Source organism: Enterococcus sp. ZQ21 (assembly GCF_030053755.1).
GTDB classification, from domain to species: Bacteria; Bacillota; Bacilli; order Lactobacillales; family Enterococcaceae; genus Enterococcus_B; species Enterococcus_B lactis.
In genome coordinates, this window is the sequence record NZ_CP125658.1 from 2,330,001 (window position 1) to 2,351,505 (window position 21,505).

Sequence of the window (21,505 nt, forward strand, 5' to 3'; positions counted from 1 at the left end):
CCTCTTCTGCACTCAAGTCTCCCAGTTTCCAATGACCCTCCCCGGTTGAGCCGGGGGCTTTCACATCAGACTTAAGAAACCGCCTGCGCTCGCTTTACGCCCAATAAATCCGGACAACGCTTGCCACCTACGTATTACCGCGGCTGCTGGCACGTAGTTAGCCGTGGCTTTCTGGTTAGATACCGTCAAGGGATGAACAGTTACTCTCATCCTTGTTCTTCTCTAACAACAGAGTTTTACGATCCGAAAACCTTCTTCACTCACGCGGCGTTGCTCGGTCAGACTTTCGTCCATTGCCGAAGATTCCCTACTGCTGCCTCCCGTAGGAGTTTGGGCCGTGTCTCAGTCCCAATGTGGCCGATCACCCTCTCAGGTCGGCTATGCATCGTGGCCTTGGTGAGCCGTTACCTCACCAACTAGCTAATGCACCGCGGGTCCATCCATCAGCGACACCCGAAAGCGCCTTTCAAATCAAAACCATGCGGTTTCGATTGTTATACGGTATTAGCACCTGTTTCCAAGTGTTATCCCCTTCTGATGGGCAGGTTACCCACGTGTTACTCACCCGTTCGCCACTCTTCTTTTTCCGGTGGAGCAAGCTCCGGTGGAAAAAGAAGCGTACGACTTGCATGTATTAGGCACGCCGCCAGCGTTCGTCCTGAGCCAGGATCAAACTCTCATAAAAAGTTCGAACAATCTTGCGATTGTTAAGCTCAATTTGTTTGCTAGCATATTGCTTGCTTGTTAAAAAATGTTTGTTGTCTTGAATTGAATCAAGACGCCCTACACATTTGGTTTGTCTTACTTTGTTCAGTTTTCAAAGGTCTACTTCATCGGAAGTGTTTTTCCGATTTATTTTTGGCTGCCGTAGCAACTTTTATATCATATCAGAGTGACAAGTGATTGTCAACTCTTTTTTAAAAGTTTTTTTCGATTTCGTTTTTCGAAATCTTTCAGCAACTCATTTATCATAACTTATTGTTCGTTATTTGTCAAGAACTTTTTTGAAGTTTTTTCCGATAGAATCAAGCTTCGCAAGCTGTTCTTTTTTAACGACTCAGTTATCTTATCACGTCTAAAAACATGTGTCAACTCTTTTTTGGAATTTTCACAAAATGTTTCAATCAGATGCGACAACGTTGTTTAATATATCATTAAAAAAAATAAAGGTCAAGCTAAAATAATATTTTAGCTTGACCTTATTATAATTTCAACGATTGTCAAAAGTATTGTTTGCAACTGTGTTCCCTGTTTCTATTGATAGAATACAGCTTTCGAAACATAAGTTTTGAACTGCTTCGATCCGTCCAAATTCTTTTGCAGTTATTGTACAATGAGTAAAGCAGACATCTTCTATAGGTTTTTCAGGAAATGCTACCAAGTCAAAAGCCCGAGAAGGAAGTGGATAGCCTGGAGAAAGACTTGCCTGTACATTTTTGACATGTATGTTTCTGACTTTTGTCATTTGTTTTGATTCAGGTATTTCTTCAGCCACTGCTTGCCAACTTTCTGGCATTCGTTCAAGATCATTGCTATTTTTTCTATTATATTCATTATGCCAGTCCATTATCCAAGAAAACGGAAATTGTACATCCATCATATTCAGGTTTTCTACCCTGATATTTTCAATCACTCCCCCTCTTTCTCTTGAAGATTTCATTCGAATACCACAGTCTGACTGAAAAAAATCGATATCGTGAATATACACATCACTAATTCCAGCACTAACTTCGCTACCAATAGTTACACCGTAACCTGAACGAATGTTACATCTCGCAATCTCGATTCTTGATGATTTTCGATTGACTCTTGCACCGTTACCGTCCCTGCCAGATTTAATAGCGATACAATCATCACCACAGGCCAAATCACATTCATAGATACGCACATCTGTTGAAGAATCAATATCAATCCCATCTGTACTTGGCCCATCATTATGACGGATGATTACTTTTTCTACTAATACATCGTTAGAATAAGTGATTTGCAGGTTCCAAAAACCTGATTTTTGAAAAATCAAATCACGAATGACAACATGTTCTGCATGATACAGTAAACACGCGCGCGGACGCTTAATAGCATAATCTGCAATCCAACGCAGTCCCTTTCGATCATATTCAGCTCTTGTTCCGCTTTTTTGGTCTTTCCCCCAATATAGTTCCCACCAATGCTCTCCTTGACCGTCGATTATTCCTTTTCCTTCTATAAGAATATCTTTTGCTGAGAGAACATTCAAAATCGCTGCTGGCCATTTCATTTCTATTCCAGCAACTCGTGTATCAATCTCTGGAAATGCTTCGATCTCTGTTTTTCCCTTGAGAACAGCCCCTTCTTCGAAAATGAGATGGCTCTTATCTTTTAAAAAAAGTGCGCCGACTAAATAAATACCTTTTGGAATAAATACGGGCAAGTGTTCTTTTGCACCTTGATTGATTGCCTTTTGCAGCATTACTGTATCATCTTGTTGAATGTCGTTTGTTTTAAAGTCTAAAGCATTGATGAACTCTTTTTTGTCTGCAATACTTTTCTCCTTATCTTTCATTGATTTTTTTTAATTCTTCACCAATAAACACAGTTTTCGAACGATTCAGCGGATACCCTACTAACAAAATGATTGCGGATACAAATAAACAGAATGCTGGTAGCAAGTTTGCCATCGTATAAATTCTTTCTTGTACTAAAACTGATTGGATGGCTCCACCTGTTGTAGACGATTGGTAACCAATGAGTGCTAGCATAAATCCTCCGACTGCTCCTGCGCACGCTTGTCCTACTTTTTTCGCAAAAGAATTCACTCCGTATACTGTTCCATCTTCTCTTAAGCCTGTCTTATATTGATGATAGTCAATCACGTCAGTAATGAATGCCCAGACCATCAAATTGAATAAACCAGATCCTAAAGTAGCAATAAATAAAAGAATCAGATATACCCATGCATTTGTTATATGAAGGAAATACATCAGCAAGTACATACATGAAGAAGCGAGTAACGCAAATACGCTTGCTTCCTTTTTACCAAATAATTTTGTCAGCTTTGTAGCAAATGGTGCTAAAACTACTACTGTTCCGTAAGTAAATAAAAGAGCAACAGACATTGCTTGTTTATTATGGAAGTAATCATTAAATAAATAAGTCATATTCGTCCCAGCTAAAATCTGATTGATCACAATGAAAATGTCAACAATGACTAAAATAATCAGTGCTCGGTTAGCCAACAAACCTTTTACCAACTGAGAAGCAGGCACTTTTTCGTTTTTGACAACTCTTACTCGTTCAGTAGTCAATTTACAAGTCAGCATGTATGCGACAAATGCAATTGCCGCACATCCGATGGAAATCCAAAAGAAATGATTCCCCGAAACGACTTGCTGCCCACTCTTGTTATGGGTGTACATCAAAATCGGGATAAAGAACCCTGTAGTTGACCCGCCAATCGCAGAACCAATGCTTCGGAATGTGGATAGCGAGGTGCGGTCATTAAGATTTGAACTAATGGCTGCTGCCATTGCTCCGTAAGGGATATTGATTGTTGACAGAAAAATACCATAAACAATATATGAAACAAAAATATATGCAATCTTCACCGTCATTGGAAGATGTTGGACGAATGGTAAAAACAAAATGACTGTCACTAAGCAAAATGGATATTTCATTTTTCTGATCCAAGGAATAAATCGGCCAGCTTCTGTTAACTCTGAGACATCGCATAATCTTCCAACCATCACATCAGCAAACGCATCCAAAATTCTTGAAATCAAGAATAACGTACCTACAATTGCTCCTGAAACACCAAGAACATTCGTATAATAAATCATCAAGAAACTATTGACCAAACCTAAAATAAAACAGTTACCTAAATCACCGAACATGTAGCCTATCTTATCGGAAATCCCAAATTCCTTTTTTTCTTTTTTTACTGTATTTGCTGTAACAGCATTTTGTGAAAGCATTTGAATTCCTCCTACCTCTTCTAGTAAACGTTTTCAAAATTATAACTCTTTTTTTCTTGTTTTGATATTCACAATATTGACATTTTATTGCATTATCTTGACAGAAAAAAAACAAAAATACGTTTAAAAACATTGTCAGAAAAGGGCATTAATATTATTTTCATAACATCATAGATAAACAAAAAGATTCACTAACTAGCAAAAACAAGTTAGTGAATCTCTATTTATTAGAGAGTTAGATTATTCAAGATCTTTTCCTTCGTACTTAAAAAATTCAAAGTCCGCATAACTTCCTCTTTTTCTATTCAAATCATGTACGACTATCCCGATAAAATTCCCGGTAAATCCACCTGAGAGTATACACATGTTTTTTTGTAGACCTACTTCCTTCCATTCTTCAGATGGTGTGTCTTTCAAATAAAACTGTGCTGTCTCTTTCCTTACGGCTACTTTCAAGAAAGTCTTCTTTTCTGTGAGTGGAATCCTCCAATCTTCTATTTGTGCAACTCCGTTTTCTGATTCTATCATACGAAGACATTTTCCCTTGTTCTCATTCCAAGTAACATAGCAATAAATATAATTGGATTCATTTAGGTACAATACCAGTCCAGCCATCTGATTAAAATTATTAGGTGTATATTCAAATGCTGTCTCCGCATCAAAAGTAAAATCCGTTTGCCGAATAGCTAATAAATGATGGTCAAAGGTAGATTGAAGAGATTCACCGGCAATCAGTCGTAAAAAACCAGGTCTAGTTTTTGTATCACACCAATCAGCCCTTGGCAAAATACGTCTGGCATTCCAGTTCTTTTTTAACTCTCCTTCAAATGTATCCATAAACTGATGATCTCTCTCTTGTTGTACCTCTTCATTCGTCTCAATCATTATTTCTTCCATCGGAGTTGTCTGGTTATCTTTAAGCCTTAACCAATCGTCGGACGTCCAATACACTTCTTGGATAGCGGTTTCTCTTCCCAAAATAGCCGCACCGTTTAATGGTCTGGTACAAAGATATGTCATGTACCATTTTCCTGACGGGGTTTGTACTAAGCTCCCATGTCCTGTACATTGCAATGTAGAAGCAGGTTTGTCACTAGCTGTCAGCATAGGAAAACCAGGATCAAGCTCGTAAGGACCAGTAATCTTCTTTGCTCGGCAGACTGTGACTGAATGTCCTCTTCCTGTACCGCCTTCTGCTGTCCTCAAATAATAATACCCGTTACGAAAATACAAATGCGGTGCCTCTGTTTTCGCTAATTCTGTACCTGCAAATATTTTATAGATGGGACCGTCAAGCTTCTTCTTCTCTGCATCATATTCTTGCAATACGATACCGCTGGATTTATTCGGTGTGTCCAGACGATAATCCCATAATTCATTGACAAGCCATTTTTTCCTGTTTCCAAATCATGAAACAAAGAAGGATCAAAGCCGTTACTATTTAAATAAATCGGTTCGGACCAAGGTCCTGTGATCTCAGATGCAGTAATCAAGTAATTGTGGACATCTTTAAACGGACGGCCTGCACTTTTGACATCTGTGTAAACAAGATAGAACAATCCATCAGCATAACTGATTTGCGGTGCCCATATGCTTCCGTTTGTAGGATTTCCTTGCAAAGATACTTGAGTGGTCAAAATATCCGTTGTATGTGACCAATTGACTAAATTCTTCGACTCATATACTCGAATTCCTGGAAGCCATTCAAAAGAGGAGACAATAATGTAATATCGGTCTTTCGCTCTTAAAATATTAGGATCTGGATTGAACCCTCTTAAAATAGGATTTTTCACTTTGATAGTCTGCATGATTCAGGCTTCCTTTCTTATTCTTACTCGATACAAACTGAATACCCCAGCGGCAAAATAAAAAAATGCAAAAGGAAACGCAATAAACTGAGTGCCGACCAACAATATAACTCCCGTTATAAAATACAAGCCAGTGGCAGTTGTTAAGTATTTTCCTTTAGCCGTCAAAAATAGTGCTACTGCTAAAAAAGAAAGTGAAATAAACAATACAACGGCAAACAGACCAGTCATGTCCTGTAATAGCTCAAATGTATTTTCTAAAGACAAAGTTGGATGATCGACAGCAAGCGACTGATAACTTTTTTTAAACTCTGACGCAGACATATTACTTAAAGTAACTGCTAACCCGCCAAAGAAAATCAGAGATAGGCTGCCACCGATCATTCCTAGCAATAGTTCCCATTTTCTTTTCATTTCAGAACCCCCTGCTTTTCTAAATGGATCCATTCAGGTCTTTTGATTGGTGTTTCATAATTGTTATTTCGTTCAGAGAATTTGGCAGTCTGTTCATTTTTCTTGTCATCCCAATTGTCCCAACCAGTTGGGTGAACATGCCCACCTATCTTACACGCTTCAAACACGACATTTGCATACGGACGCCACGGTCTTCCTAAATAGACGTTTCTAGTATCAGGCTCTGCAGTCAAGGTACAGCTTTCAAAACGATACCCTGATTTTTGATTTTTCGGCGTAGATGCTGCTGTGATGTATCCAGGATTTTTACTGGCTAAGCTATGGATACGGCACTGGCGAAAAACTGCATCTGCCCCACCAAATATGAAATCCACCGTTCCTTCAATCCAACAATATTCATAGGTCTGACGACAATAATCAGGATTGGCAGAAGCCGGTGTACAAAAAGGTGTACCATCTTTTTGCAAGTCAGGCAACGGACCCGTGCATAAAGTATCCTGATAACCAGTTAGTCGACAGTTTTTTAACAATACGCGATCTCCTGAATTGAATAAAGCAACAGCTTGACCTACTTTTTCTCCTGGACCTGCTGTATTTTCGATGTAAAGATTTTCTAATACGACATTCGATCCTTCTAAGAAAAAAGTAGCACTTCGGAAAGTCCCTAACTGGCTACCGTCAAGATACTCCTGTTTTGCAAAACGATTACCAGAGATCACTACTGTTCCTGTTCCCACAAGTTTAAAATTGGATAATCTACTTTCTATATATTCATCATATCTTCCTTCTTTTACTATCAAGACCTTTGGATGGCTATCCGGCAGGTCTGCCAAATAATCGATTCCTTCTTGGATAGTTTCAAAATCCGTCGGGGTATCTATAGAATTTTTTCCAATTATCAGTTTGTCTTTCATCCTCATAAATGCTCCCTTATGAATTGTTTCCAAATGTTTCTCATTTCTTGTGTTTCCATATGACCGCCTGTTAAAGAAAAAGAAGAAAAGTTTTCTGGACTACCCATTGATCGATACTTCTTGTCCAGTCCTTTTCTCAGCTTCAGTACGCCTTCGTCCAAGCACATCGTATCGTTTTTTCCAACTAAGCTAAGACGAGGGCGCGGAGCGATTTTTTCTTGGATTGCTAACGTTGTATAAGCTGTCAGTAGGTTTGGCACATAGTAATAAAACCCATGATGATCTAGGCGACGATGTAGCAAAAGTGTTTCGATGTCCACCTGTGCCGCTAGATCAATACAAACTTTGACACGAGAATCCAATGCCGCCACCCACCAGCTTAATAAGCCTCCCATAGAAAGACCAATCGTTGCGATCCGTTGAGTATCTGTGTCTTCCCTTGTCTCCAAATAATCGATCAAGCTGATCACATCATAAATACGCATTCCCCATAATGTTTTTCCTGTTAATAAAAATTGTTTGAACAACTCGCTTTCGGAAATACCTCCGCGTTCTTCAAATCCCCAAGCATCAATCGACCAAACAGCATATCCCATTCCTGTCAGTACTTCTGCAAAAGATGGAGAAGCTAAGTAAGGAGCACCATGGATCAATTCACTTTTCCCGACTGAAAAATCTCCGCCGTGAGAATGCAGGTAAAGGACCGTCGGAAACGGTCCTTCTTTCTCCGGGTAAGCATAAAGTACTGGTACTGTTTCCAATTCATTTAAGTACAGTTGATAATATTCAAGCATAAACCCATTTTGTTTTTCTCTGTATAATCGCTTTCCACTAGGAGTAAGTCTGCTAGATGGATCACCTAAAAAGTCATTCAACTGCATAAGCAAAATTTTTACGAACAACCAGATCATCCATGTTTTCCGATTGAGTTGACCGGAATTTCTCAATACTGATTTCTTTCGTATTTTCTAATAGAAATGCTGGTCCTTCATGATTCTCAATCGTCATTTGATTAAAGGTAACCTTCTCCGCAAAACCAATGTAAAATCCTTGCTTGCTCATTTCCTCTATCCCTTTCATCATAGCAGGGACACCGGGAACTGCATCTTGGGCCATTGAAACATCAATATTATCAAATGTGATTTCTTGTATAAACTGTTCTGCTAATCCATAAATAAATCCTGCAGAAGCATGGACATTCCTTGCCGTGATATTCGAAAAATGGATCCTTCTGAATGCTGGTGTCCGCTCATCTATCGGATAAGCCGTTTTTTCCCATACATATGGTTCTTTTCCTCGCGGACCGCAGAAATAATAAAGATTCAGTATAAATGGACACATCACATTATCCATGACTATATTGGATACTCGAATATCTTCAACGTTCCCGCCTCGACCTCGTCTAGATTTCAATCGTATTCCTCGATCAGTTTCTTGGAAGATACAATTTGAAATGGTAATATTACGTATACTACCACTCATTTCACTTCCTAACACGACCCCTCCGTGTCCATGGACCATCGTGCAATTTGTAATCGTGATATTTTCACAAGCAATTCTTTCGTACGTATCTTCAGTCCCTGCTTTGATTGCGATACAGTCATCTCCCACGTCAATATGGCAATTACTAATACGCACATTTTTGCAGGATTCTGGATCGATGCCGTCTGTATTTGGTGAATCCGCCGGGTTCAAAATCGTCAAGTTGTCAAACGTCGCGTTGCTACAAAGAATTGGGTTGATCGTCCAGCTTGGTGACTGGATCAGTTTGATATCTTTCACAGTGATTCGATGGCAGTTATGGAAACTCATCAATTTAGGACGAGGATAAGCCAGATTATCTGGTTCGTTTCGGAAAGTATGCCACCATTTTTTTCCATTTCCATCTAATGTACCGAAACCAGTGACAGAGATGTTCTCTACATTTTGTGCATAGATACAGGAAGCATAGACTTTTCGATGGACTCCTTCCCAACGTGAATGAACAATAGGATAATCTTTTGGATCGTCAGAGAATTTCAAAACCGCCCCTGCGCTCAAATGAAGTTCTACATTGCTTTTTAAAAATAAAGCCCCTGTTAAAAATTCACCTGCTGGCACAACTACGGTTCCGCCTCCTGCGCTTGCTGCTGCATCAATCGCTTGTTGTATTGCTTCAGTATTCAATTCATCAATTGATGCACCGAATGTCAAAATATCATACATACTTATAATGCCTCCACTTCGATCAATGCTTGCAAGAATGCACCGACACCTTTTTGATCATTACAAATAATCGGCTCACTGATGTAGTAAGCGTATGAACCATCTCGCTGTTCTGCTCCGCCTAACCCTGCTACTTGACAGTTTTTGTTCAAGTTCAACCAGCCTTCTTTTGTTTCAAGAACAAATTCATCGAGTAGTCCTTGATGAGATTTTTTCACTTGCGGCAGCCACTCTTCTTTGTTCAGCAAGCCTAAGCGTATCCCTTTAGCCATTGCGTAAACAAACATACTGCTGCCAGAAGCTTCCAGATAATTTCCTTTCCGTTTTGTTTCTGTTGTTACTTGATACCATGTCCCACTGTTTTCTTCTTGATACGGAAGTAATGCGGTCAATGTCTTTTCTAAAATTTCCTTCAGCAAAGAACAATCCGTTTCCGCATGAAGCAATTCATAGGTATCTGCCGCAGCCATCAGATACCAGCCAATCGATCGACTCCAGAAATGATGAGATAAACCTGTTTCTGGATCAGCCCATGGTTGGACTTTCTTTTCATCCCATGCATGGATCAGTAAATTTGTTTTTGGATCAAATAAATGTTTATAGCTGATTTCAAACTGTCTCAAGACATCTTGGTAATCTTTTTCCTCACTAAAATTCTGGATAAATTCAGCATAAAAAGGTGAGCCCATATATAATCCATCTTACCAAATTTGATAAGGATAAATTTCTTTATGCCAAAAAGCCCCTTCGGATGTACGCGGATGGTTTGCCAACTGCCGGGAAAGGAGTTCTGCTGCTTTTTTATATTTTTCTTCGCCTGTTTCTTTGTACAATAAAAAGAAAAGCTTTCCTGTATTTACATGGTCGATATTGTATTCTTCAACGCTGTAGCCACGGATCGTTCCATCTTCTTGCACGAAATAGTCGATATTGTCTTTTATGAAATCAAAATAAATTTTTTCTTGGGTTTGTTCCCAAAGTAATTGGAACCCTTTAAGTACGACGCCATAGTCATAAGACCATTTTCCTTTATACCACTTTTCTTCATATAAGCGAGGTGTTCTTTCCATGATGCTTTTTGCTAATCTCTTTGACCAGTTTTCCATTATTTGCTCTCCTTTAAAAATTAAAATAGGATTTAGGACAAATACCAAGAAGTATTTGTCCCAATCGTCTATATTACTGTGCCGCTGCTTTGTATGCTTCCTCGTATTCTTGTGTGATTCGGTCGCCTCCTTGTGCTTTCCAGTCTTCTACAGCTTTCTTGAATCCTTCTTCGTCAAGCTGTCCCATGATGTATTGCACTGTAGCATCAATAACGATTTTTTCGATTTCCGATCCTACTTCATTGTTCGTCGGTGAATCCAATGGCACAGAAGGATCCATTACAGCGAATTCTTCGTTTTCTTTGATCAATTGATTCGACAATTCTTTTTCAGGATCTGCGTCTTTGAAAGAGAACGTTACTTCACTAGGGCGAGAACTTGATAGCGGTTGCACTTCTTGTTGCCAAAGATCCATATCGATAAATTCGATAGAACCATCATCATTCAATTCATAATGTGTTCCCTCAATACCACCAGTCATCAATTTATACATATCTTCTTCTAGAAGATCATCAACAAATTGCAGTAATTTCTTCAATTGTGCTTCGTCTTTTACTTGTGATTTAGGGAATGCTAACAAACCACCAATACCATTTCCTTCTGACCAAACATGATAACCTCCGCCTTCACCATCTGAAATCTTGTTTACAGGGACTAATTCCATATCATCTTGAATACCTTGTCCCATTGTCTTCAGGTTCTTGATATCCACCATCCCAGTGTAGATTCCTGTTTTTCCTTGTGCAAATTGTTCTTGCTGGTCAGTCTTTTGAGTAACCGCAAAATCTTGTGCCAAATAGCCATTCTCAAATAGATCTCTTGAGAAGTTCAACGCTTTCATGTATTCTTCTGTATCAAATTCTGGAGTAAATTTGCCATTATCATCTACAGCCCAGCCATTCGGTGCTCCAAAATAAGAAGTGAACAGCTTAAAGCTGGTATAACGAATATCACTAGGCGCACGATCACCAAAACCAACTGTATCATCCACACCATTTCCATCTGGATCGTTTTCTGTAAATTGTTTAGCTACTTCGTAAAGTTCATCCATCGTAGTTGGAACATCTAATCCAAGATTATCCAACCAGTCTTTTCGAATGACTAAACCAGCACGAGCATAGTCCTTTTGCATTGGCACACCATACAATGCTCCGTCGATACTTGCAGCTTCGATTCTATCCTCAGAGATTTGGCTTAAGTTTTTATAGTCTTTTAAATATTCCGATACATCCCAGAATACGCCTGATTTCAACGCACTTCGGACAGAAGAGTTTTTCAGCATAGCAATTTGAAGTGTAACGATATCTCCTAGTTCGTCAGAAGCCAATGCAGTTGTCAGTCTTTCTTCTTTTGAAGCATCAGGAATCCAATTGAATGTAAGTTCCGTATCGGTTTTTTCTTCTATTAGATTCACGATTGTGTCAGTTGGTGGGGAAGCATGGTGTAAAATATTCAACCAAGTGATTTTGGTTTTCCCATCTTCTGTTTCTGAAGAACTGTTGTTTGAACTGTTGCCACATGCGGCAAGTGCTAAAATTCCTGCAAAACTAAGACCTAATTTTACGAGCGTTGCTTTTTTCATAAATTTTCTCCTTCACTGTTTTAATGATATTTTTGTTTTCTTCTGTTTTTTCTGTATATGAGTTCTTCCATTCCAAATGGCAAAATATAGAATTTGCTGTCCACGTGACTGCGGAAAAGAAGAGACTGCCACCGATAAAGGTTAAAACACCTGGCATTGTTTGGATGATCATCAGGTAAATACCCACCAGACTTAGTATTAATACTAATGAATAATGAAGATGAGAGAATCCGAACAAAAATGCCATTTTCATTTTGAAAAAATATCCTTTCCAATCATAATGTGCCATGATTGGAAAAATATAGAGTGCTGAGAGCAAATACAAGAACGCAGCAATATACAAAGCGATTCTAAGATACCAATTGTGTATGAAAGAAAGATCCACAAGTAAAACAACTCCGATGACGCCGTATATCCAGCTCATCAGCAAGGTTTCACGATAGTTTTCTTTAAAATATGAGAAGTACGTTTTCGTCAAAGGAAATGTTTCTTTTGTGCGCAGCCATTTTCTAATCACTGCAACCATTGCATAAGATGCAGGACCAAAAGTAAAAACCCCCAGACCTGCAATGACTAAACCACCCCACAGAAAATTCAAATAAACCAACTGTAAAATACGATTTAGCCTTCCATTTATTTTATCTAATGACTGCAGCATGTCTTTTCCTCTCTTTCTAAATTAGTAAACGCCGTCTTCTCCTAGCTTTTTGGCGATCTTGTTAGCTAAAATTACCATGAATAATCCTACGACCCCTTTAAACAATCCCATTGCTGTACTGAAACTTAATTGTCCATTCTTCAATCCAGCTGTATAAATGTAGGTGTCGAAAATTTCTGCAACACTTCGATTCAATGAATTCAATAACAAGTACATATGCTCGAAACCTAAGTCCAGTGTCTGACCGATTTTTAGAATCAGCAAGGTAATGATTACTGGACGAATCGCCGTCAATGTAACATGCCATGTTTTTCGCAAGCGTCCTGCGCCATCCATTTCAGCTGCTTCATATAACTGTGTATCTACTGCAGTGATTGCTGAAAGGTAGATGATCGTAGACCAGCCCAACTCTTTCCAGATTACTTGTCCAATATAGACTGTTCGTGTCCACTCAGGAGATGTCAGAAAACTGATTTTTTCAAATCCCATCGTTGCAAGGAATTCATTCAATACCCCTCCGTCAACGTTCAAAAATACATAAGTAATCGAAACGATGATTACCCAAGACATGAAATGAGGGATGTAAATGATCGTTTGAATCCCACTTTTCAGTCGCTTGTTCGTTACTTCGTTTAATAGTAGGGACAAAATAATTGGCATCGGAAAAAACACGAAGATATTTAACCCGAACAAGATCAAAGTATTCCTTAATAAAGTAAAGAAAGTCGGCTCTGTAAACAAACGAATGAAATGTTTGAATCCCACCCAAGGACTGCCCATTATCCCTAAAAATGGTTGATAATCTTGAAAAGCAATAACGAGCCCTCCCATAGGAAGATACCTAAAGATCAGGAAATAAAGGACCCCCGGCAGAATCATCACGTATAAAAATTTATTCGTTTTGATTCCTGCAATTATTTTTTTTCGTCTTCTGAGCTTTTCTTCTTTTTTCGATAGCGTCAGTTGAAATGGTTCTTGTTTCTTTACACTTTCCATAAGCCCCTCCTTAGTTTTATGAATGTTTGCTGCTTATGTCTTTATGATAGATAACTATCCGAATTACGTATATAATCATTTTTATCGCATGTAAAAACGCTTACACAGCAGCGATTTTTATACTTGCAAAATATATAAGTGTATTTCTTCACAAATAAGATACGCCTAGTAACTATTCTATTTTTTTCTATCTGACACTTAACGTAGGAAATGATTATATACGTAATCTTTCACCGATGATAAATTGAATACATAGAAACAGAACATTTAATTTATTTTGAGGAGGAGCCTATCTATATGAAAAAGAAAGTCTCTATAGGAGAAAGAAGTTTTACATTTTTCAACAATACGTTTCTGATCTTGCTAGCTTTGATCTGTATCGTGCCTTTTTTAAATATCATCGCTACATCTTTCGCTTCTACACAAGAAGTCGTCGCGAAAAAATTTATCCTTTTCCCTACTACCTTTTCTCTAGACGCGTATCGTTATATTCTATCTACGCCAACTATTTTTAGAGCACTTGCTGTTTCGATTGGCGTTACCGGGGTTGGGACGATCGTCAGCATGTGCGCAACTTCACTGATGGCATACGGGCTTTCCAGAAAATACTTGTTTGGTCGAGGATTCGTCAACTTTCTTGTTGTATTTTCTATGTTGTTCAGCGGGGGGATGATTCCCACATTCTTAGTTGTTCGTTCTCTGGGACTGGTCAATTCTTATTGGGCAATGATCTTGCCTGTAGCTGTTAATGCAATGAACATGATCATTATGAGAAACTTTTTCCAAGCCTTGCCGGATAGTTTGGAAGAATCGGCAAAAATGGATGGTTGCACAGATTTCGGTGTATTTTTCAAAATCATGCTGCCATTAGCGTTACCGTCTATTGCTACTATTTCACTTTTTTATGCTGTTACTTACTGGAACACTTATATGACCGCTATTTTGTATATCAACGATTCATCTAAATGGCCGATACAGATTCTTTTACGTCAGATCGTCATTGTATCAAGCGGGATGCAAGCAGAAAGTAGTGCCGTTGATGTGATTCCACCAGCACAAACAGTTAAAATGGCTGTTATCGTTATTGCCACAGTCCCTATGCTGATTGCTTATCCTTTTGTTCAGAAATACTTTGTCAAAGGCGCACTCGTAGGTTCTGTCAAAGGTTGATTATGTATGGAACATAAAATAGAGGTTATGAAAGAGACGTTCAGCCTTATTTTTATAAGCTGTCTCTTGAATACCGTTTATTCGCAAAAAAGGATTGTGACAAAGCTTTGGTCACAGTCCTTTTTGCGTGCTTAGCCTTGAAATTTAACTATTCATAAAGACAAATACTAAGGTTATTCTCCTTTCTTTTATTGCTTGAATCAGACCACAAGAAAAACAGCCTCTTGTTTAAACGGCGTTTATCTTGTTGATTCTGCGGCAATAAAATCAGCCAGCCACAAAACATGAAATGCTGTTTTTCGCTGTCCTCTTTTATTGCTTGAATCAGACCACAAGAAAAACAGCCTCTTGTTTCACAAATATTTTTTTCGATATTCTCCCGGAGTGATTGATTCTTTCTTTTTGAAGAAACGAATAAAATTTTGCAGATTTCGATATTGCAGTCTTTCTGCAATCTCTTTTACAGAGAGATTGGTTTCTTTCAACCACTTTTTCGCTACCTCTAGACGATGATTTTGAACGAAATCACCAAATTTTTCTCCTGTTTCCTTTTTAAATACATTGCTTAAATAATTAGGGTTATAGTGCAACCTATCAGCAATCACATCTAGAGATAGATCACGGTCATATTCTGTATAGACGATGTTCATGATATTCTCCGAAAGATTTTTAAATTCATGATCAGTGATTGCTTGAGAACATTCTGTGATTGGCAAGACTAATTGTTCTAAAACAAGTTTTTCTAGCTCTTTGGGATGATAATTGTTCAATGCTTTTACATAGATTTGTTTCATGTTATCAAAATTTTTTGAATCTACTCCCAATAACTGCCCTAATTGAACGAGCTCATTGATCAAACGGACCGAAACTACTTCTCGGCTCAGAGGATTTTTATTTTGTGCGAACAATGCATTAATTAATTCATGTACCAACTTCCTTACTTCCTGATTTCCGGAACGAATAGCTTCAAACAATCGATTCTGTTCTTCTACTGGATATCTAATAAGCGTTTTTTCATGCGCAGCAGGAACAATTTCCTGATAAAATATGATCGAACTCGGACCAGTATTTACACGATAATATAGGGCTTCTTTTGCTCGGTCAACCGATTGCTTGCTTTCATTCAGCGTTTCGAACCGGTTACTGATACCTATACTCACAGTTAATTTCAAGTATTCTTTTACACGTTTTTGAATGAGTCGGCAATACTCCATGACTTTTTTGCTTGCTTCTGCATCGTCTTTATCCATTCGATAAATAGTGGCTTGCATTTCTTCATTCAAAACGATCGGCAGCATTCGATTTTCCTTTGGCACAATTTCCGTGATCATGTTGTTGATTGCTAAAAGTAGCAAATCACGCTCTCCACCGTGACTATCTTCTAACAGATCGATTTGAACCAAGGCCGTATAATAGCAGTCAGTTTGAGAACTATAACCAAATTGCTGCAACCGCTGATCTAGTTCTCGCCTTTCTACTCGATTTCTAAATAAACTGAGTACAAATAACGTTTCTAGTTGCGGCTTTTGGGTAACTAAGTGTGCACTTAACGCTTCTTTTTCTCCTATGATCCGACTGACTGATTGAGCGACCAAATCTAGTTCTTTCCCACTGAATCCTTTTGATTTAAGATTCAAACGTTCCTGAATTTGAGAAATTGGACGGGCAAATCTATCCGAAAATAAATAGGAAAGGAGACCGATCAGTCCTACTAGCGTCAAAGACACTGCAACTAACCCGATTCTCAGATTGCGAATCGTTGCTCCAATTGCACTAGAATCAACTTCTAATCTGTAAATCCAATTATTATAATCTGATTTCAGTACGATATAGGATGTCCCATTTTCTCTTATCACTTTCAACTGGTTGTAATCTAGATCCACATCCGCTAATGCATCTGGCTGCTCTTCTTCTTTTACTTTCTGTGTAGAAAAAAGCTTTCCATCTTCGTTTTCGATAGAAAGTATATCTTCTCCGCTTTCCCCAACAACTTGTTCTATTGTATGTTTCTCTATCGTAGCAATTCCCAATGCATATTTTTCTTTTGCCAAAATAAATTATCTTTGTTATTTATGTACTTTTGTTGATACCTTTCAACTTCCTCTTCAGTCAGTTGAGTCAACGATCCATTGATTACTCCCCATTTACCAGCTAAACTGAGTAAATCATAATTATTATCATCCATAACAATTGTTTCTATAAAGTTTAGCTCTTTCCTGATTTCAGAATAAGTGGAGTAATTTGTATATGTCAGTGGATGCTTGAATATATCCGAGAAATTTTTGGTCGAACCATACGTAGAAAACGAATATTCGATCGTTCTGATTTTCCATTCAACGTTCGTTTTGACTTGCCTGAGCAGGTTCTTTTTATCTGTTAAATAACTCGATTCGATCGACTCATAGGTATTCTGATAAATAAATAAACTAAATCCTATGACAAGTACGGCTCCTAATAAAAACATCGGTAAAAATATTTTATAAAACACTGTACTTTTCTTCATTTTCTTCCTCTCTTTCCTTTAAATAAAAGGCTTTCATTTTTCTGTAAAATTGATACTCATCTAATTAAATGAGCATTCCCCGCTTTTAAGAATAGCATAATTAAAAATAAAAATCCAAGTAATTTTTAACGTGTGCAATCTTTTCATACCAAAGATCTATTGACTTATCGTAGTTATCGTAATATGATGAATGCGTTAACAAAAAGTGAAAAAGTAAGGAAAATGATGGAATGGTAACGATCAAAGATATCGCTAAAGCAGCTGGTGTTTCTCATACGACAGTTTCTCGTGCTTTGAATAACAGCAGTTTAATCAAAAATGAAACAAAACAAAAAATACGGCAACTAGCTAAGGAAATGAATTATTCGCCGAACTATAGTGCAAAAGGTTTAGTAAATCAAAAAAAATATCTGATCGGACTGTTTTTCTCAAGTTTGCATAAAGGAACTTCATCAAATTTCCTAGCAGATTCCATTGCAGGTATCCATTCAGTATTGGACACAAACTACAGCTTATCTGTCGAAAGTATCGATGCTGTTGATTTAACAGAAATCAATTTGCAACGTTATGATGGTCTGATCGTTATGAGTCAAAGTGATGAAGATCAGCCTTTTATCGATTATCTAAAAGAAAAAGCGTTTCCCTTCGTCGTTGTCAATCGTCACATCAATGATCCAGCGGTTATCAATGTTACTGCCGATGATGCGGCTGGTGTTATGCAGGCAGTAGATTACGGTATTGGGTGCGGACATACGAAGATCGCTTATATTGGTGGGAAAAAAAACTTTCGTTCGACAAAAGAACGGGAAAAAGGTGTATTGGACAGTCTAAAAAAAGCAAGCATCCCTGCCAATCCAGCCTATTTTTTAACAGGAGACTACAGCTTAGAAAGCGGCCTCAAAAACATGGAATACCTATTATCGCTTTCTGACCTGCCTACTCTGGTTTTTTGTGGCAACGACGATATAGCGATTGGTGCATTGAGAGCTGTACATTCAGCTGGTCTTCGTGTTCCCCAGAACATTTCTCTGATTGGGTTCGATGATTCTCCAGTCGTCTCCTATCTTAATCCACCGCTTACTACAGTACACAAACCGTTGAAAGAAATGTGTCAAGTAGGAACAAAGCTTTTATTGGATTTGATTGAAGACAGGCCGATCGAACAATCTAAAATGGAGCTCTCCACCTTACTGATGCTTCGTGAGTCGATCAATTACTTGTAAACTGCAAGTAATTTTATATAAAAATGTTAACGTGTGCATAACACAGAAAGGAATAATCTATGAATAAACTGACAAAAGAATTAGTGAAAAAAAACGAGGCTCCCGTAAAAGTTCTTCAATTCGGCGAAGGCAATTTTATGCGCGGATTTGTTGATTGGCAGATTCAGCAACTGAATAACCAGCAATTGTTTAAAGGAAATGTCGCCATCATTCAGCCTTTAGAACAAGGTCTTGGGAATATGATGAACCAGCAAGACAATTTATATACGGTCATTTTACAAGGACTCAGCAATGGCGAAATCGTTGATACTTCCGAGATTATCACCATAGTAGAACAAATGATCAATCCTTATCATGAATGGGATGCTTATCTTTCTCTAGCAGAAAATGACGACTTGGCCTATATCGTCTCCAATACAACAGAGGCAGGAATCCAATTTGTGGAGACTGATGAACGAACAGATACGCCACCACAGAGCTTCCCGGGCAAACTGACAGCCTTTTTATACCGACGTTTCGAATTAAACAAAGCCGGTTTTACGATTATTCCTTGTGAATTGATTGACAGAAACGGTGAATGTCTAAAAGAAATCATTTTACGCTACGCAGAAAAATGGGATTTAGAACCTGCTTTTATTGAGTGGTTAGAAAAAGAAAATGTTTTCTGTTGTAGTTTAGTTGACCGCATCGTTCCAGGTTATCCTCGTGAGGATGCAGCTGTTTTCAATCAACGACATAACTATGAAGATCAATTGATGGTCAAAGCGGAACCATTCATGCTTTGGGTGATTGAAGGGCCTAAAGAGTTGGAGAATCAACTACCATTCAAACAGGCTGGCTTGAATGTCATCATCACAGATGATATGACTCCTTATCGTGAACGTAAGGTGCATTTGCTTAATGGACCGCACACAGCGATGGTCCCTCTTGCTTTGTTGGCGGAATTGGAAACTGTAGAAGAAGTAATGAAAGATCCTTTATTCTCCGCTTATGTTGATCAGCTATTCGATCTAGAATTGATTCCTATGCTTTCTTTACCTAAAGATGAATTAGCCATTTATGCTGATCAAATCAAAGAACGTTTCTTGAATCCTTTTGCCCATCACAAATTAGAAGCGATTTCATTAAATAGTGTTTCAAAATTCAGCACCCGTCTGCTTCCGGTCTTCAAGAAGTATATCGAAGAAAAAAATCAAGTACCACCGCTAATCTCTGTTTCACTAGCTGCGTTACTTCTTATGTATCGAGGCGATCAAGTAAAGCCCCATGATGATGAAAAGACGATAAGCGAATTTGTTGATGCTTGGTCTGATAATGAAACAGCTATTCTTCGATTATTGCAAAACGCTGCGCTTTGGGGAGAAGATTTGTCTCAATTACCGAATGTGGCAGATACTGTTCAAGAAATGGCTACAAAAATCGAACAAAAAGGTGTCCGAGCAGTATTACAAGAAATGAAAGGAACGATGGTCCATGCTTGAAACCCTGCAACCAACAATGAAACTAAACCAACGAGACAGTGTTGTTGTCGCATTAACACCTATCCCAAAGCAAACACAACTGACGATTGATCAGCAAACGATCACCACTCTTGAAGATATCCCGCAAGGTCACAAGATTGCATTGAGTGATTTGAAAGCTGGAGACAACGTGATCAAATATGGCTATCCAATCGGGCACGTGACGACAGACGTAACTGCCGGTCAATGGCTGCACACTCATAATGTAAAAACCAATCTTTCTGGTGAATTGGATTATCGATATGAAAAAGATGTCCATCCAAGTCATTATCCTTTTGAGAACCGAACATTTCAAGGCTACTTACGAAAAAATGGAAAAGTAGGGATTCGTAATGACTTGTTCTTAGTACCTACCGTTGGGTGTGTGAATGGTATTGCTGAACTGATCGTCAAACAGTTCAAAGAAAAACATCCGGATCTGGGACAGTTTGACCATATTACGATTTTAAAGCATCCCTACGGCTGTTCACAGCTTGGAAAAGATCATCAAAATACTCGAGAAATCTTAGCAGACGCGGTAAACCATCCAAATGCTGGCGGAGTTTTAGTGTTTGGATTAGGTTGCGAGAACAATACCGTTCCTGAATTCAAAAAAATTTTAGGTGAATATGATGAAGAACGAGTGAAATTTCTAGTGGCTCAAGATGTCTATGATGAGATCGAACAAGGCGTAGCTCTATTAGAAGAACTTTTAACCGCGGCCGAAAACGACCAGCGCATACCAGTCCCGCTCTCTAAGTTGAATGTCGGTTTGAAATGCGGCGGTTCTGATGGTCTATCGGGAATAACTGCCAATCCTTTGCTTGGTGCATTTTCTGATTACTTGATTGCTCAAGGAGGTAGCACGATCTTAACAGAAGTGCCAGAAATGTTTGGTGCAGAACAAGTATTGATGGCACGAGCGGAAAATGAAAAAGTTTTTGATTCAATCGTTGACTTGATCAATGACTTCAAACAGTATTTCTTGTCTTACGGGGAACCAGTTTACGAAAACCCATCTCCTGGTAATAAAGCAGGTGGGATCACTACATTAGAAGATAAGTCTTTAGGCTGCACGCAAAAATCAGGAAGCTCTCCTGTCGTTGATGTACTGCAATATGGCGAAAAAATCAGAAAACCAGGACTTAGTTTATTGCAAGCTCCCGGGAATGATCTTGTAGCTGCCTCTGCTCTTGCTTCATCCGATTGCCAGTTGGTCTTGTTTACCACAGGAAGAGGGACTCCGTTTGGCTCATATGTCCCTACGGTCAAGGTATCTACGAACACGACTCTTTTTGAACGCAAAGGTCATTGGATGGACTTTAATGCAGGCGTCTTATTAGAACAACCAATGGAAGTGATCTTAGAATCATTTGTTCAAAAAATCATCGCTGTGGCTAGTGGAGAAGAAACGAAAAATGAACAAAATAACGTTCGAGAAATTGCCATTTTTAAAAACGGAGTAACACTTTGATTT

13 protein-coding genes, 1 rRNA gene and 3 pseudogenes (1 of these 17 running past the window's edge) are annotated in these 21,505 nt (G+C 38.5%); 4 read left to right on the forward strand and 13 right to left on the reverse strand.

Going from position 1 to position 21,505, the window contains the following annotated elements; translation table 11 throughout:
- From QK255_RS11280 to QK255_RS11335, 12 genes and pseudogenes are all read right to left on the reverse strand, one after another.
- A 16S ribosomal RNA gene (locus QK255_RS11280) occupies positions 1-685 on the reverse strand (it extends 876 nt beyond the left edge of the window).
- A 525-nt stretch (positions 686-1,210) separates the two neighbouring features.
- Complete coding sequence (locus tag QK255_RS11285; protein WP_002329951.1) at positions 1,211-2,542, reverse strand: glycoside hydrolase family 28 protein; 1,332 nt, start codon at positions 2,540-2,542, stop codon at positions 1,211-1,213.
- Positions 2,532-3,950: an MFS transporter gene (locus QK255_RS11290; RefSeq protein WP_002342348.1), complete on the reverse strand. Its 1,419-nt coding sequence runs from the start codon at positions 3,948-3,950 to the stop codon at positions 2,532-2,534. Before QK255_RS11290 ends, QK255_RS11285 begins: the two co-directional genes overlap by 11 nt.
- A 240-nt stretch (positions 3,951-4,190) precedes the next feature.
- Positions 4,191-5,758 (reverse strand): annotated as a pseudogene (locus tag QK255_RS11295) (glycoside hydrolase family 43 protein).
- A 3-nt stretch (positions 5,759-5,761) separates the two neighbouring features.
- Entirely contained in the window at positions 5,762-6,172 is a 411-nt protein-coding gene (locus tag QK255_RS11300; protein WP_002329947.1) for a DUF4064 domain-containing protein, read from the reverse strand.
- Positions 6,169-7,092, reverse strand: a complete 924-nt coding sequence (locus QK255_RS11305; protein ID WP_002329946.1) for a pectinesterase family protein — start codon at positions 7,090-7,092, stop codon at positions 6,169-6,171. Before QK255_RS11305 ends, QK255_RS11300 begins: the two co-directional genes overlap by 4 nt.
- Positions 7,089-7,967, reverse strand: a complete 879-nt coding sequence (locus tag QK255_RS11310; RefSeq protein ID WP_002390625.1) for a dienelactone hydrolase family protein — start codon at positions 7,965-7,967, stop codon at positions 7,089-7,091. Before QK255_RS11310 ends, QK255_RS11305 begins: the two co-directional genes overlap by 4 nt.
- Positions 7,954-9,291 (reverse strand): glycoside hydrolase family 28 protein, encoded by a 1,338-nt coding sequence (locus QK255_RS11315; protein WP_002342347.1) that lies wholly within the window; start codon positions 9,289-9,291, stop codon positions 7,954-7,956. Before QK255_RS11315 ends, QK255_RS11310 begins: the two co-directional genes overlap by 14 nt.
- 2 nt (positions 9,292-9,293) lie before the next feature.
- Positions 9,294-10,397, reverse strand: a pseudogene (locus tag QK255_RS11320) (glycoside hydrolase family 88/105 protein).
- Positions 10,398-10,470: 73 nt separating this feature from the next.
- Positions 10,471-11,979, reverse strand: a complete 1,509-nt coding sequence (locus tag QK255_RS11325) for an extracellular solute-binding protein (RefSeq protein WP_002329941.1) — start codon at positions 11,977-11,979, stop codon at positions 10,471-10,473.
- Positions 11,945-12,637, reverse strand: coding sequence for a YesL family protein (locus tag QK255_RS11330; protein ID WP_002316990.1), 693 nt, complete (start codon positions 12,635-12,637; stop codon positions 11,945-11,947). The genes QK255_RS11325 and QK255_RS11330 overlap by 35 nt, the downstream gene beginning before the upstream one ends.
- 21 nt (positions 12,638-12,658) lie before the next feature.
- Positions 12,659-13,633, reverse strand: a complete 975-nt coding sequence (locus QK255_RS11335) for an ABC transporter permease (RefSeq protein WP_002329940.1) — start codon at positions 13,631-13,633, stop codon at positions 12,659-12,661.
- 297 nt (positions 13,634-13,930) lie between these two features.
- On the opposite strand from QK255_RS11335, the gene QK255_RS11340 reads away from it, so the two are divergent.
- The gene (locus QK255_RS11340; protein ID WP_002329939.1) at positions 13,931-14,803 is read left to right on the forward strand and encodes a carbohydrate ABC transporter permease; all 873 of its coding nucleotides are present in this window, start codon (positions 13,931-13,933) and stop codon (positions 14,801-14,803) included.
- 353 nt (positions 14,804-15,156) lie between these two features.
- Here the strand turns inward: QK255_RS11340 and QK255_RS11345 are convergent.
- Positions 15,157-17,306: pseudogene (locus QK255_RS11345) on the reverse strand (helix-turn-helix transcriptional regulator).
- Positions 17,307-17,536: 230 nt separating this feature from the next.
- On the opposite strand from QK255_RS11345, the gene QK255_RS11350 reads away from it, so the two are divergent.
- Genes QK255_RS11350 through QK255_RS11360 form a run of 3 tightly spaced genes read left to right on the forward strand, consistent with a single transcriptional unit; the run spans position 17,537 to position 21,502 of the window.
- The gene (locus tag QK255_RS11350; protein ID WP_002329936.1) at positions 17,537-18,529 is read left to right on the forward strand and encodes a LacI family DNA-binding transcriptional regulator; all 993 of its coding nucleotides are present in this window, start codon (positions 17,537-17,539) and stop codon (positions 18,527-18,529) included.
- A gap of 59 nt (positions 18,530-18,588) precedes the next feature.
- Complete coding sequence (locus QK255_RS11355; protein ID WP_002342344.1) at positions 18,589-20,010, forward strand: tagaturonate reductase; 1,422 nt, start codon at positions 18,589-18,591, stop codon at positions 20,008-20,010.
- Positions 20,003-21,502 carry a UxaA family hydrolase gene (locus tag QK255_RS11360; protein ID WP_002329934.1) on the forward strand — a complete coding sequence of 500 codons (1,500 nt, stop codon included), beginning with the start codon at positions 20,003-20,005 and terminating at the stop codon, positions 21,500-21,502. The genes QK255_RS11355 and QK255_RS11360 overlap by 8 nt, the downstream gene beginning before the upstream one ends.
- Positions 21,503-21,505 lie beyond the last annotated feature (3 nt).